Source organism: Levilactobacillus fujinensis, from assembly GCF_003946335.1.
Taxonomy (GTDB): domain Bacteria; phylum Bacillota; class Bacilli; order Lactobacillales; family Lactobacillaceae; genus Levilactobacillus; species Levilactobacillus fujinensis.
This window is the reverse complement of the sequence record NZ_RHNX01000005.1, coordinates 13783-29105: the sequence shown is the minus strand read 5'-3', so window position 1 is coordinate 29105 and position 15323 is coordinate 13783. Positions and strand designations below refer to the sequence as shown.

At 47.4% G+C, this 15323-nt stretch carries 12 protein-coding genes; 1 reads left to right on the top strand and 11 read right to left on the bottom strand.

Features of this window, described 5'->3' with window-relative positions:
- The first annotated feature begins 317 nt into the window (after window positions 1-317).
- Window positions 318-1277, top strand: a complete 960-nt coding sequence (locus EKM89_RS02930) for a diacylglycerol/lipid kinase family protein (RefSeq protein ID WP_125685668.1) — start codon at window positions 318-320, stop codon at window positions 1275-1277.
- A 75-nt stretch (window positions 1278-1352) separates the two neighbouring features.
- Here EKM89_RS02930 and EKM89_RS02925 read toward each other — a convergent pair whose 3' ends face one another.
- The 11 genes from EKM89_RS02925 to EKM89_RS02880 all read right to left on the bottom strand — a co-directional run bounded on the left by EKM89_RS02925 (window position 1353) and on the right by EKM89_RS02880 (window position 15321).
- A complete protein-coding gene (locus tag EKM89_RS02925) occupies window positions 1353-1559 on the bottom strand; it encodes a hypothetical protein (RefSeq protein WP_125685667.1) in 207 nt (68 codons plus the stop codon).
- 162 nt (window positions 1560-1721) lie between these two features.
- Window positions 1722-3407, bottom strand: a complete 1686-nt coding sequence (locus tag EKM89_RS02920; protein ID WP_191988740.1) for a LysM peptidoglycan-binding domain-containing protein — start codon at window positions 3405-3407, stop codon at window positions 1722-1724.
- A gap of 492 nt (window positions 3408-3899) precedes the next feature.
- On the bottom strand, window positions 3900-4916 hold the full coding sequence (locus EKM89_RS02915; protein WP_125685666.1) for a DUF1002 domain-containing protein: 1017 nt from the start codon (window positions 4914-4916) through the stop codon (window positions 3900-3902).
- Between the two features lie 112 nt (window positions 4917-5028).
- A complete protein-coding gene (locus EKM89_RS14165; protein WP_263853917.1) occupies window positions 5029-5304 on the bottom strand; it encodes a C40 family peptidase in 276 nt (91 codons plus the stop codon).
- Between the two features lie 13 nt (window positions 5305-5317).
- The gene (locus tag EKM89_RS02910) at window positions 5318-5920 is read right to left on the bottom strand and encodes a hypothetical protein (RefSeq protein ID WP_225421799.1); all 603 of its coding nucleotides are present in this window, start codon (window positions 5918-5920) and stop codon (window positions 5318-5320) included.
- Window positions 5921-6364: 444 nt separating this feature from the next.
- Window positions 6365-8386 carry a transketolase gene (tkt, locus tag EKM89_RS02905; protein ID WP_125685665.1) on the bottom strand — a complete coding sequence of 674 codons (2022 nt, stop codon included), beginning with the start codon at window positions 8384-8386 and terminating at the stop codon, window positions 6365-6367.
- A 314-nt stretch (window positions 8387-8700) separates the two neighbouring features.
- Window positions 8701-9618 (bottom strand): ribokinase, encoded by a 918-nt coding sequence (gene rbsK, locus EKM89_RS02900; protein ID WP_125685664.1) that lies wholly within the window; start codon window positions 9616-9618, stop codon window positions 8701-8703.
- Window positions 9619-9751: 133 nt separating this feature from the next.
- Entirely contained in the window at window positions 9752-10759 is a 1008-nt protein-coding gene (rbsR, locus tag EKM89_RS02895; protein ID WP_125685663.1) for a ribose utilization transcriptional repressor RbsR, read from the bottom strand.
- A 435-nt stretch (window positions 10760-11194) separates the two neighbouring features.
- Complete coding sequence (locus EKM89_RS02890; protein ID WP_125685662.1) at window positions 11195-12184, bottom strand: aldo/keto reductase; 990 nt, start codon at window positions 12182-12184, stop codon at window positions 11195-11197.
- A 349-nt stretch (window positions 12185-12533) separates the two neighbouring features.
- The gene (murQ, locus tag EKM89_RS02885; RefSeq protein WP_125685661.1) at window positions 12534-13439 is read right to left on the bottom strand and encodes an N-acetylmuramic acid 6-phosphate etherase; all 906 of its coding nucleotides are present in this window, start codon (window positions 13437-13439) and stop codon (window positions 12534-12536) included.
- 232 nt (window positions 13440-13671) lie between these two features.
- Window positions 13672-15321, bottom strand: coding sequence for a peptide ABC transporter substrate-binding protein (locus tag EKM89_RS02880; protein WP_125685660.1), 1650 nt, complete (start codon window positions 15319-15321; stop codon window positions 13672-13674).
- Between the last annotated feature and the right edge of the window lie 2 nt (window positions 15322-15323).

Below are 15323 nucleotides of genomic sequence, written 5' to 3'. Positions count from 1 at the left end.
GGTTAGTAGGAGTCTGAGTTCAGTGCTCAGGCTCTTTTTGTGTTCACACCTTCCAGCTGCATCTGGTTTCATCTCTGGTCCCCTCACGTTTAAACTTGTCTTTCTTTACAACAAGTGTTGAACCCCTGACCATCTTAAACTTTTCCACGCGATTGTGACAGTCCCCCAACCCGAGTTGGACTGCAGTCATTCTAAGCAAAATCCGGTGTAATTTTACATAATTTCTTATGACCAAGGAAAGTTATGCTGGAATCACTAGGCACCACTAAAGTTTTCGTTTATAATGAAAAGGATTAAATTTTGAGAGGAGCAGTACGGTGAGTGTCCAGTTCTATATCATTCTAAACGAGCACGCAGGAAGTGGCCGCGCCGGTACACTGTGGCCAGAAATCAAAGAGCAGCTCGATGCCGCCCAGGTCTCCTACCAGCTAGCAATTTCGGAATATCCGAATCATGCCGTCCTTTTGAGCGAGCAATTTGCCAAACGTATCCCGGATGACCCCCAGCAAAACTGGGTCGTCTTAGCCGTTGGCGGTGACGGGACCTTACATGAGGCGCTTAACGGTCTAACGCAGCTCCAACGACAATACCCGATTCCGGTGACTTACTTACCCATTGGTTCCGGTAACGATTTCGCCCGGGGAGCTGGAATGGCCTTGAAGTGGGAAGATGCGCTGAAACAGATTATTCAGTGTACGCACACGACCAACTACGACATTGGCAGTTACGATGAAACCATCAAGCAAGAACGTGGTGTCTTCACCAACAACCTAGGCATTGGGTTCGATGCGGCCATCATTTCACAAGCGAATCAGTCGAAAGCTAAGGTTTGGCTCAACAAACATCACATGGGGTCTTTGTCCTATTTAGCGTCGGCACTTGATGTTTATTACAACCAAACAGGCTTTACCCTCACCGTTCACGTGGGTAATCAACGGGATATCTATCCCAATGCCTTTCTCGTTACCACGACCAATCATCCCTACTTCGGTGGCGGTGTCGGTATTGCTCCTGGCGCAACCATCACGGATCACAAGCTACATCTGGTCGTAATTGAAAAACCACATTTCTTCAAATTACTTTGGCTAGCCTTACGCTTAGTATTTAAGCGTCATTTAACGTCTAAGGCCGTTCACTACTATCAAGCTACACAAGTCCACCTAACCGTTCCAGCCATCGAATACGGGCAGTTAGACGGCGAAGAAATGGGTGGTCGGTTCTTTGATGTCTACGTTGGCGTCAAATCCTACCCGTTCTGGTTCGATATCACCATTTAGAGCCAATAAAAAGCCTCACCGTTAGTTTTAGCGGTGGGGCTTTTGCGTGTGATCAAAACCACCCGCAGGTTATTTTTAGTCTTCTGAAGCGTCCATTGCTTCCAGAATCATGTCGAGCTGAGCGCACTTATCGGATAAGTCGTTCATTTCTTTGCCGTAGCGCGGTTCAATCTGCACTGTCTCCGAGCTCCACTGAACGCTCTCAGATTCCTTCCGTTTTAACGTAGCCAACTGTGAATTAGCCTGACGATACTCTTCCAGAATCTCCATACGATTACTCACCTTTTTGACAACTCCTTTAACAAGAAAATTTAATTATGTTGACTCATCTCTAAATGACTACGAGAAATCATAACACTTGCCATTGGATTTGTTAACGATTATCTTAACTTTTTTCGGCGGATTGCCGAAAATGGTCAAAAAAGCGGATTCATGTCGCTTGACTTATTTCACGGTTCCTGCAAACGAAGGCATAAAGTATTGACTGATCGATTCAACTTCGACATTTTGACCTGGCGTTGGTGCTGCAACGTACTGACCATTACCAATGTAGATGGCATCGTGATAGGTTGCACCCTTAGACCCCCAGAACAAGATGTCCCCCGGCTTAGCAGACGCAACGGAATGTGTCGATACCCGTGCTTCTTGCGAAACCGTGTTGTGCGGCAAACTAATCCCCAGTGCGTGCTGGTAAACGTAGGCAACCAGGCCAGAACAATCCATCCCGCTGAGAGATGAGCCACCCCAAACGTAAGGAATGTTCGCTGATGCCAATTTTAACGCCAAACTTGTCACAGAACCCGTGGTCAAGTTACTGTTCGTTGTTGCCTTGGCACTACTGCTACTCGTGGTGGCAGTTGCGGAAGACGTGGAACTGCTACTGGTCGTCTGTTGGCTTGACTGCGCGGCTTTCTTGACGGCCGCTTGGGTCGTTGTACGAATCCGCTTTGTCTTCTTAGCCTTAGTCGTCGCTGTTGCACCAGCACTAGCCTGATTGACCGTTGCGCTCTGCGAACTAGACGAGACGGCCTGACTTGTCGTGGCGGCCTGGGTCGTTACCTGACTGCTGCTAGTCGCCTGGGACTGTGACTGACTTGTCACATTAGACGCCGAACGTGTCACCCGCTTCCGCTGTACGGCTTTCGTCGCAGTGGCACGAGACGTTGACGTTGTGGTATCGGAACTCGCCTCAGTAACAGAGCTGCTACTTTGCGTTGGTGTCGTTACGGATTGACTGGTTGAGCTAACCGGTGCTTGGCTCTTCTGTGTCTGACCAACCGTTGCACTACTGCTCGTTGATTGGCTCTTAACCGAGCTGTTCTGAGCGACCGAACTGCCTTCGACGCTGCTACTGGTTTTACTCTGGGCACTCGCCTGACTCATCTTAGTTGCAGGTTGGCTAACAACCGAACTACTGGTTGAAGAACTCGTTTGGCTAGCTGTCGTCGTGCTGGTAGATGCCTTGGGTGTTGTACTTTGACCCGTTGCAGGTGTCACGGCTGGCGTCTGCTCACTCGCACTGGTCTTGGACGACGTCTGTGACGTCGTACTTGAACTTGCTTCTTGACTACCAGTAACTACTGAACTAGAGGTTGCTGCAGCCGTTTGCTGTTTTTGCTTGCTAGCTGCGGCCTGTTGTTCAGCGACAATCTGTGCCTGAACAGCACTCGCCTTTTGCGTTGCTTGCTGTCGGCTGCTTGGTGTCGTTGTCTGCGTTGTGGCATTGTCCTTAACATGACTAGCTTGTGGAATTTCTAGTTTTTGGCCAACGCTTAACATGTCACCAGTTAAGGCATTTGCCTTTTGTAATTGTGCCACCGTCAAATGATACGTCTGGGCTAAATCCCAAAGCGTATCACCGGATTTAACCGAATATGTCTGCGTTGTCTTAGCTGATTTTACTTGAAGCCGTTGACCGACAAAAATTAAATCGGTCTTTGCGTCAATCGAATTCTGCTGTTCTAAATCTTGAATAGAAACGCCAGTCTGCTGTGAAAGACCCCAAACGGTGTCCCCTTGCTTAACTTGAATGGTATCAGCATTAGCGGTCATGGATGCTCCAGCCGCTAAAGCACCAATGGCCCCAACGACGCCAACAACTGCTTTGGTTTTTCGTTGTCCTGTACTCATCTTCACCAACACGTCCTTTTATGACTTAAGATTTCAAACTCATCATGAAACGCAAATTGCTCTTCAGACCCAGTGGCATTTACGTTCGTTCACAGTAAATACGAATCACAAATTAATCTTACCACACGTTTTCCCAGTTTCTTGTGAAATATTAAGGAATTATTAACAGAATTTAAGCTCTGAATATATGTTCCCCTTAAGCGTTTCCAATTTCCCAGGTACTACTGTAATCTGATAATATCAGCATTTCCAGTTTGTTGGCTAGCAAACGTTTGTTCTATGTAAGATTCAATCAAAACCGATGCGGGTGGCGTATATTTATCCACCTTTTCCAAAGTGTAAGCAGTTGTACGGTACAAGATATTATTGAAAACGCTTTTTGTATTTTACAACTGTCAAGTGTCTTGTTCTGCTTGTGAAATTAAAAAAAGTGCAAAAAAAAAACGGGAGAAATCTCCCGTTACTTTGTTATTTCACCGTTCTTACTCACTTTTAGCCTAGTAATCCTTTAAAAAAACTAACGATTTTATTCCAGAATTGCACAATGAAATTCTCAGCTTTTTTTGCATCCGCACTGTTGGCGAAATCTTTCACGCTAGCCATTTTATCCCCAATACTGTTGGCAAGGTTATTGGCAACGTTGGTGACATTCGTCACGTACGTCTTACTCGTTGAGACCGGTGCTTGTTGAACCTTACTGAGGGCAATTGAGATGTTGGTAATCTGAGTTGAACTCGTCTTACCATCAATGCCCTGTTTAGCCAAAGCTTTTTGCAACATCGTTTCAATATCGGCCTTAGTTGCTAAATCATTTCCGTTCTGTCGTTGCTTAGCCAGATCTGAAGAAACAGAACCCACAGCAGACATTAATTTACCGGGATACTTACTATCATCATTGTTAGAATCAATGGCTGGCTGAGTCGCATCCAAGACGCTGTTAGCGGCTTGCGTATTTTCTGAATTCAACGTTAACCCATCTGCTGCTAAAGCCTTGTAGACACCGGTCAAGGCGGATTCTCCAGAAACGGTCTTGTCAGCTGTCACCGTAATAATGACATCTTTGACCCCCGCCATAGTTGCGACCATGGCGTATTGTTGGGCGGTTACTTCAGTAATATTGTTATTTCCATTATATTTGGCAATATTAACCTTAACCCCAGTCCCAGGATCCGCCGGTGCCAATGCCACCGAACTGATCATACTGGCATCAGTGGTTCCAGCCGAGTTCAGATACGTTGCGTAGTCGGTCCCGGTTGCGGTCAATGCCGTATAATTCGATTTTACGCCCAATGCTGAGGCAACCGTATCCTTGTCTTCACTGGCCAAACCAGCCCCATAGACCACATAAGCCTTGGAGAGTGCCTTAGTTTGAACGGTACTGCCACTGGTTGCTGAGCTACTGGTACTCCCTGTATCCGTGGTGTCAGCAGCAGCGGATACCGCGCGACTGCCCAAAGTAATCGCTAAAGTTACGGCTACGACCCCAAGCAAAATTTGTTTTAATTTCATGGTTATCCCTCTCTTTTCGCTTTCATTATACTGCTCCCATGAAGCAGTATAGCATGTCCCTAGTCAGCGGATGAGGTTTGACCATGACCTTACAAAATTCTTCAACTTCCATTTATTGCCAGAACCGCCGAGCCCCCACGTATTCTGGTGCTAGCTTTCCGGTCAGCGGTGCCAATTGAACGGCCGCACCTGGCTTAGGTGCATGTAGCATCTTACCATTCCCCGCATACACACCCACATGATGAATCTCGCCAGTCCCGTGTTCACGAGCAAAGAAGACAAGGTCACCAGCAGCCAAATTTTCCGGTGCAACCGGATATCCATTGGCAAATTGGTCCTGCGCATCCCGGGGAATATAGTAGTCGAGTGCCCGGTGTAACGCATAGATAAAGCCGGAACAATCAAATCCTTGCGGTGTGATCCCCCCCCCACAGATAGGGTGTCCCGATGAACTGTTGGCCCAGTGCTAATAGCCGGTCGCCATCATCGGCCCCCGTCACACCAAGTTTGGCGGCAGCGGCCGCAATCCACCCTTGGCCTAGAGGCGTGACGACTTGAATCCACTCACTGTCCTGACCAGTCGTCGTCAACAGTGTTCCCAATGGTAAGATCGACACGGGTTGGCGGTCCTCATTTAACAACGTCGTCTCGGCATGGACCAGCCGAACCGTTGTCGTGGGGTAGGCCAGTTCTTCATCAGCCGTCGTCAGTTGCGCCAAAGGCACCCAGCCAGGATAGCCTCGTCGTTCCTGCCGATTACCTTGCCGCGTCACAAACACGTGGGCCCAGTCACCCTCAACGCGATCCAATACCACACGGTCGTTAAACAATGCCTCCGTGACGATACTGTCATTGTCAGCCAACCGGTCTTTATCCGTTGGTTTAAGCGCTGCCAGCCACGTCGTCAAATCGCCAGTTTTCAAATAAGTCTGATCGGTCTTAGTCACCGCCGAGGGTGCTGACCACACTAACGCCGTTGGCACCTTGATCCGCCGAATTTCCATTAAAACCGCCTCCAGTTCCTTTACCCCCAATATACCAATAATTTTACGAACTTACTAGATTTTCGGGAAACGTTTGCAATATTTCTTGTAAAACTGCCGGACGCGGCGGCTTCGTTCTATCGGACAGTGTTGCTACACCCCATATTCATCGGTCAATATGGCAACAGCCGACCAAGTTGTCCATTTTTGGTCTCAGTATTATTGTTATAACCGTCATAATGGGTATTTTAGACCTTTCAACCTCAGTTAGAATCATAAAAGGGACCCGAACCTATTGCCTGCTCGTGTCCCTCATTTTACTTGCTAAAATATATGACTGGATATCCTAAAGATGAACACGGGACCACTCCACAGATAGAACCCTGTTGATTCGACTCCTTCATTAAGCCCTTGCTAGGATAAAGACCATTCTAAGCTGAGGCGTAGTCATTCCGACTGCATTCTTCAGTTCAACCCCAAGTATGCTTGAACGACGCGGTCAACGGTGAATCCAGCCATTTCCATGACCTGCTCACCAGGACCACTAGCACCGAACTGTTCCTGCGTCAGCATCGCGCCATCGAGGCCAACATATTGACACCATCCCAGGCCGCTCGCCATTTCAATTGCCACTCTACGGCGCAGCTTAATTGGCATGATACGTTCACGGTAAGCAGTGGACTGCATATTGAATTGTTCAAAGCTTGGTACGGATACGACCCGTACGTCGTGACCCATTTCTGCTAGTTGTTCTTGTGCCCCTAATGCTAATTTAACTTCTGACCCCGATGCCATCAAAATACCTTCCGCATCCCCTTGAGCATCGCGAACCACGTAGCCACCCCGCTTTACACCGCTACGAACACGCGCAGCTGCTTGTGGTAGCGTTGGTAAGCCCTGACGTGAAAGGATGATGGCCGTTGGATGGTCGACTGATTGGAGTGCTGTCTGCCAAGCCGCCACGGTTTCATTCCCATCCGCTGGCCGAAAGACCGCTAAGCCTGGGATTGCTCGTAAAGCAGCTAACTGTTCTACGGGTTCATGAGTCGGGCCATCCTCCCCGACGGCCAACGAATCATGCGTGAAGACGTAGATGATTGGCAATTTTTGGAGTGCTGCCAACCGAATTGCTGGCTTCATGTAGTCAGAGAAGACAAAGAATGTCGACCCATAAACCCGACTCCCCCCGTGCAAAGCGATTCCGTTCATGGCAGCGGCCTCGGCAAACTCACGTACACCAAACCATAAATTTCTACCTTGTGGATTTTCGGCACTAAACCGATCATCCTCGGCAATTGCCGTCTTGTTTGAGCTAAAGAGATCGGCTGATCCCCCCCATAAGTTTGGCAGGGCTGCACTTAGCTTCTGTAGAACTTCGCTGCCACTTGCCCGAGAAGCCAAACTATCCTTCTTGTAATAGATTGGCAGTTGATCTGTCAAGTCAGCCGGTGCTTCTTGGCTCAATCCTTTGGCAAATTGGCTAGCCAGTTCTGGCTCAACCGTTGCATAACGGGTGATTAAGTTTGACCACTCTTGGTGGCTGGCCCAGCCCCGTGCCTTGATCGTCGTCATAAATCGTTCATGAACCTCAGCTGGTACTGTAAAGGGATCGTTGTTCCAACCATAGGTATTCCGTGTAGCCTCTAAATCGGCTGCATTCAACGGTGCACCGTGAACCTTATTTGTGCCGGCGTTCGGACTCCCCGCCCCAATCTGTGTCTTGACCTCGATCAAAGTTGGCCCGTCTTGATTCTGCTTAGCTGCAGTAATTGCATCATCGATAGCGTCCAGGTCATTTCCGTCCGCCACTCGTGAATAGTTCCAACCATAGCTTAAGAAACGCCCCGCTACATCATCATGACAAGCATTACTCAACGGTCCGTCAAGTGAAATGTCATTAGAATCGTACAATACGATTAACTTATTTAATTTTAATTGGCCAGCTAAACTTGCAGATTCAGCCGCAACCCCTTCCATCAAATCACCATCCCCACATAAGGCGTATGTATAGTGATCAACGACGTTTAGATTCGGTTGATTGTAATCCGCGGCTAAATGAGCTTCAGCCATGGCCATCCCCACGGCCATTCCAATACCTTGACCTAAAGGACCGGTCGTCGCGTCCACTCCAGGTGTCACACCATACTCTGGATGCCCCGGGGTCTTACTACCTAATTGTCGGAAGTTCATCAAGTCGCTTCGACTCAGTGAAAAGCCGCTCAGGTGTAAGAGACTGTACAGCATAGCCGAACCGTGGCCAGCAGAAAGGACAAATCGATCCCGATTGAACCATTGTGGAAATGAAGGATCGACCCGTAAATGGCGGGAAAATAAAACATAAGCCATTGGCGAAGCCCCTAATGGGAGTCCTGGATGACCTGAGCGGGCCCGCGAAATCATATCCATGCTTAACATCCGGACCGCCGTTACTGCTAAATTGTCCGTGTCATCAAAACTTACTTGTTTCATTACTTTTTCATTCAACATCCGAAATAACCTCACTTTAAGTGACCAGACCATTCTGATCATCTGTTATTGGTAGATGAGTTTTTATACGTTAATCATACCGGTAGAATCGACGCTCACCATCGACTTTTATAACTATACCAATTTAATTGTCATCATGCAACCCCTTTTGTAAAACTTATTAAATGGGCTTTTGTGAGTTGCAAAAACAGATATATTGGATATACCAATTCAAAGATGTTGCAACCGGTTGTTCTCAAGATACAAAAAAACGACCTTTTACCATAAAAATTGGTATAGGTCGTCTCAAAAACTATTTTATTTTCTGAAAAGAATTACTTGCTGGCTGCTTCAATCTGAGCCAGCGTCGGAATCGATGGCATTGCGCCCAGTCCCTGAACGGTCAAGGAACTAGCCCGTTGTGCGAAGACCAAGGCTGTGGCAATGTTGCTGAGGTCCGGTTTGAGTTGTGAGCTCAATGCGCCAATGAAGGTGTCTCCAGCAGCCGTGGTATCTACGGCGTTGACCTTGAAGGCTGGTACAAAACCAGAACCATCGGCAGTTGCGTAGTAAGCTCCCTTGCTCCCGATGGTGATAATAAGATTCTTAACACCCAATTCACGGAACTTGGCAGCATTAGCGTCCATCGACGCCTCATCGGTAACTTCGATACCAGTTAAGATAGCACTTTCACTCTCGTTTGGTACCACTAAATCGGTAACTTTTAAGATTTCAGGATCAATTTTAGCGGCGGGCGCTGGGTTTAAGATAGTCGTCACGTGGTGTTTCTTGGCAACCGTAAAGGCAGCCAAAGTCGCATCTTGTGGCGTTTCAAATTGCGTGATCAAGAAGTCAGCCTTAGCAATTTCGTCTTCAACAGCTGTAACTTCTTCAGCCTTGATCTGTTGATTAGACCCACCATAGACCAAGATACTGTTTTGACCCGCTTCGTCAAGTAAGATAAAAGCAGACCCCGTTCCAATCGTTGGGTCGGTGATGATGGCACTCGTATCGATTCCATCATCTTTTAAAGACTCAACCATAAAACGACCTGCATCATCGTTACCAACCTTACCGATGAACCGCGTTTCAGCACCGGCACGGGCTGCAGCAACGGCTTGGTTAGCGCCCTTCCCACCAGCGGCACTACTCTTGTTTTCAGTGGATAGCGTTTCTCCTGGCTGTGGCATCCGGGCAACCCGCAATGTCGTATCAACGTTGAGACTACCTAGAACCGTAACTTTGTTTGACATAATTAACCTTCACTCCTTAACCAATTTATCCATTTGTAAAACGTTTTACGTATTGCCGACACGCTGGACAATCTGTTTTTGCTTATCCCTAGCGTATCATGTTTCGAAAAGGCTTACAAGAAAAAAATGAAATTTATTTCACGGGTCCTGTACTCTCCCGCTGACGAAGCTCCACGGGGAGGTCTACCAGCTGAGCAGCTTGGCGTTGATCTTGAATTCGGTTGATCAATAACGTCGTTGCCTGCTGACCCATGGTAACTACCGGTTGACGAATACTACTTAACTTGGGCACCACATATTCATCCAAATCAATATCATCGTACCCCATCACGGAAATGTCCGTGGGAACATTTAGCCCCTGTTCATGCAGACCACGCATCAGTCCCAGCGCCGTTTCATCGTTAATGGCAAAGACTGCGGTTGGCTTTTGGGTCATCACGCCAGCCGTCGCCTGATAACCACCCAGCTTGGTCATGGGTGAGATGACCACTGCTGAATCTGGTAACATGACACCAGACTCGGCTAGGCGTTCCTTAAATCCAGCCAAACGAATCACCAAATTGTCAGTCGGATGTTCTGGCATCACGACCGCAATTTTACGATGCCCCAATGACAGTAGGTGCTCAGCCGCAAGTTGGCCCCCCCGTTCGTCATCGATTCGAATTCGGTCCAAACTAGGACCACCGTTCTGGTCGATTAACAGATAAGGAATCCCATTTTTCTTGAGAATGTTATCAATAGCCTCCGCCGTGATCGACGCACTGGCAATGATCAGGCCATCTACAGCCCGCTTAATCAACTCTTCTACGTAGTAACTTTCAAGCTTCTCATCGTGATTGGCACCAAAAATAAGAGGAATGAAGTGCTGTTCACGACTGGCCTCTTGGACACCCCGAATAAACATACTGAAGAAGGGGTTCCCCAGGTTAGGAACTAAGACACCAATAGTCTGCGCAGACTTCATAATAAGGTTCCGGGCATTAAAATCTGGAACATAACCCAATTCTTCTTGCAATTGATGGACGCGCCGCCGCGTATCGAGACTAAAGCGTTCACCTTTACCATTTAAAATTTGTGAAACCGTTGTTACCGAAACACCCGCTGCTTCAGCAAGGTCCCGAATCGTTACTTTGCGTGTCATAGCAACCTCCATCATCCGTTTTCATACTAAATCTTATTATACCCCACCAGGCTGCGATATCTACGGTCAATTTAGGTTCGTCTAAAGGTTGCACAAAGTCAGTGTAAAATTAACGGACTCTGGTCGCCAAATATTCTGCCGACTGTGGGTCTGCTTCAGCCTGAGAAACGGATTCCTTACACACTTTCTTACGCACAACTGATTTCATTCTGGACTTCTCTGACACAAAGCCCCCTTGCAACCAGTTGGATAACACCTTTGCAGGAATCCCCCAATGCTTACGGTATCCCTAATACTGATCATAGTTTACGCCACATCAGTGTCAAACGCTTTGATTACAACGTTTCCACCTTACAACGCAAATAAAGCTGCTTCTTTTAGAATCGTTAGATTCTGAAAGGAGCAACTTTTGGGGTTATGTTCCAGACTCAATGTTTAAGCCTTTAAGATTTTATCGATTGCTTGTAATTGATCGTCATCAAAGGTCAGGTTTTGCACGGCCTTGATGTTTTCCTTCAAGTGAGCTGGCTTAGACGCCCCGGTAATGACACTCGTAATAACCGGATTGTGTAATAACCAAGCTAACGCCATATGAGATAATTTTTGACCACGGCTCTGCGCAATCTGATTGAGTGCTTGTAGTTTCTGTACCATCTTGTCACGACCGTTGTCCAAGACAAACTCATTCGACCAGTGAATAGCCACGTCTTCTGGAATACCGTTCAAATACTTGTCAGTCAAGAGACCTTCCGCCAAGGGACCGTAAGCAATTGCTCCGGCATTGTTTTTAGTCAACATGTCGAATAGACCATCATCGTTAGCTGTCTGATTCAGCATATTGTAAGACACTTGATCGACGACGAATGGCGTATGCAAGTCCTTAAATATTTTGATCATCGCTGCGGCCTGTGGTTCCGTGTAATTTGAAATCCCAACGTACAACGTTTTGCCTTGGCGAACCAAGTTATCTAAGGCAACAGCCGTTTCTTCTGGTGAGGTTTCTGGGTCAAATCGGTGACTGTAGTAAATATCAACATAATCCAACCGCATAGCCTGCAATGAGCGGTCCAGAGAAGCCGTCAATGCCTTACGAGAACTCATTTGTCCGTAAGGCCCTGGCCACATGTGGAAACCAGCCTTACTACTGATGACCAATTCATCACGGTAAGGCATCAATTCGCGCTGAAGAACTTGACCAAAGAGACTTTCGGCTGCGTAAGAACCCGGACCATAGTTGGCGGCGAGGTCAAAACTAAAGATACCTGCGTCAAACGCCTTCAAAATCACATCACGTGTGTCTCCATAATTGGCGTTTTCGCCAAAACTGTGCCACATACCAAAAGAAATTGCCGGTAGTTGAAACCCGGTGTTCCCTGCGCGCCGAACCGGCATCTTCTCGTAACGGTGTTCATTTGCTAAATACATGTCTTGCCACATTCCCTTCCAGTTATACCTAAGGTAAATTATAGAGAATTGGTGTGGACCAGTCAAGTTTCCACGTAAGATTGGTCTAACCACTGTGAAATGCCGGGTTGTCTCCACTTAAATGCCCTCAGTATCGTTTTGCTTGTCTAATACATGCATTGTTTTGGCTTGTACTTGCCACAAGATTCGTCAGCAAATCAGAGCGTCTCTACTTTCTGTTGTGCTGTCATTTCAGCCAATATCAGCGAATTGTATTATGCAAAGCTGCGATTATACCGGATTTTCACCAAAATAAAAGAAGCTCAGAAAATTTTCTGAACTTCCTTAACTTACGCTATATGTGTTGAAGCTAGCCCTTATCGCTCAGCTTAACTGCCTGAGAAACATGACCATTCGTCGCATCCAACAAAGACTTGGCCTCCGCAATTGTTCCCTTGGTTTCAATTAAGACAATTGCTAACGGGACATTGTTCCCCGCGCGATCCAGGGCTCGTTCTGCCGCTAACGTTGATGTTTGAGTTGCTTCCGCAATAATCTTCTTAGCTCGTTCAAAGGTCTTGCCATTGGTTGGAACCACGTTGATCATCAGGTTTTGATAAACTTTTCCTGTCTTGATCATGATTCCCGTTGACAGCATATTGAGTACCATCTTTTCCGCAGTACCCGCCTTCAATAACGTGGCTCCCGTAATAATTTCAGGCCCCACAACTGGTGTGATTGGGAAGTTTGCCAACTCAGACAGTGGACTCCCCTCGATACAAGAAAAACCAATTCCTAGTGCTCCCTGGTCCTGCGCGAACTGTAGTGCGGCCAACGTATACGGGGTTTGACCGGATGCCGCGCTGGCAATCACCACGTCCTTGCTGGTCAAATGAACGGCGCCCAGGTCAGCCTGTGCCAATTCCGGTGAGTCTTCGGCGGCTTGAACCGTCGTCGTCAGAGCCTGAGTGCCCCCGGCAATCAACCCAAATGTCTGTTGTGCTGTCAACCCATAAGTTGGTTGTAACTCCGTTGCGTCAATCACGCCTAAACGGCCAGAGGTTCCAGCCCCCACGTAAATTAGGCGTCCACCCTCATCAAATTTTGGGTACGCAGCATCAACGGCTGCCGCAATCTGGGGCAACTGCTTTTGTACGGCTCGTGCAACCCGGTGGTCCTCCCGGTTGATCGTTGCAACCATTTCTAACGTAGACTCCCGATCAATGTGCGTCGAGCGGTGATTCCGTTGTTCAGTAAGTAAGTCATCAAATTGCATGGTGTCAGCCTCCAAGTTTCATCAACTATTTCTATATGTATTCGCTTTCATTATGACTACCTCTGGTATAACATGTTTCATAACTAATTTCAATTCCGAATTTATAAATTGCCTGGGTGAAATATTTTCCAAGGCCGCAAAAAAGCGGACGACTAAGGCCGTCCGCTTTCAAGAAAATTCGTTCAATTTCAACGTAAAGATTGCATCATTACAACTCAATTTGCGAAAGAATCTACTTCTCGACCTTCATCCACTGGTAACCACGACTCATTCCTGCTGGATTCCATACGTAGCCACTGACCTTGGGATTCCACATCTCAGCCGTTGCTGGTTGGTACAGTGGTACGACCCCTTGTTGCGTCATAAGCCGTTTTTCCGCCGTGACCAAATCATTATAGCGAGCGGTTGGATCATTGGCATCCTGGTTCTCGGAACGTTTGATAGCCGCATCATATTGGGCATCGGAGAAATCACCATTGTTATTGGTGTTTCCCGTGCTCATCAATGATAAGAAGTTGATGGGGTCAGCAAAGTCAGCACCCCAACTTGAAAGAACTAATTCAAAGTTACCAGAGTTCGAACGACTCAGCCGCGTCTTGTACGGCAAGGTATTGATCGTAACTTTCACGTTTGGTAGCTTCTGTAGTTCGGCCTGGATGTACTGAGCCACCGTTTTAGTTACGGAAATATCATCCGCCATTAATGTCAGATTCAATTTCTTCGTCCCGGTTGCTTTTAACCCGGCCTTCATCAGTTGCTTAGCCTGCTTCAGATTATAGGTAACCCCGCTCTTAACGTAAGCATCTGACGCAAAGTCCTTTTTAGTCTTCGGGTTCCGCGACAGATTTTGTGACACGAATCCAAGTGGTGCCTTAGACCCGTCACGCAAAACACTCTTGGCTAACTGTTGCTTATCGATGGCCATGGACAGAGCTTGACGAACCTTTAAGTTCCGTAAAGCCTTGACCTTTTTCTGGTTCATCTGCATGTAGTAAGTTGTCCCACCGACGAACGTCTTCAGACTAGAATTATTCTTCAAGTTGGCGACCTGCGTGCCATCCAACATCGTGGCGTCGAGGTCCTTCTTCTGGAATAAGCTTAATCCAGTCGATGGATCAGCCACGACTTGGAAGTTCATTTTTTGTAATGTGATGTGCTTTTTGTCCCAGAAGTGCGTGTTCTTAACGAGTTCCCAGTTCTGATTGGTTCCTTGCCACTTGGTCATAACAAACGGCCCATCGTAGGCTGTCTTACCACTCGTGTGACCGTAATCACTACCATAGTGTTCAACCACGCTTTGTTCTTGTGGGAAGAACGTCGGAAAGGCGAGCAATAACTTAAAGTAGGCCACCGGTTTACTCAACGTGACTTGTAACGTATTTTTGTTCAACGCCTTAACGCCCAACTGACTCGGGGCCACTTTACCGCTCTGCACCTGGTTATAATTCTTGATGCCCGCCATCAGGTAAGCATACTCAGATGCGGTCTTTGGGTTGACCGTCCGTTCCCAAGAATACACATAATCTTTTGCAGTGACCGCACGACCATCGTTCCAGTGGTTGTTCGACCGGAGCTTAAAGACGTAGGTCTTCCCATCCTTAGACACCGTTGTCTTGGTTGCCATCGCATTGATGAGCTTCTCATTTTTACCCAACCGATACAATCCCTCTTGCGTATGGTAGAGCATAGTTAGACTCGTCGAATCAGCTGCCTTTGAGACGTCCAACGTGGTCACTTCGGACTTTGCCGACAGCTTAACGACTTGCTTCGCTGCCAACTGACCCGAGTTTCCATTTGATGACGTTGCCTTGCCACAAGCGGCCAATCCGCCCACAACCAGTAACGCCAATCCCATTAAAATTCCAAATTGCTTTCCCTTCAAAA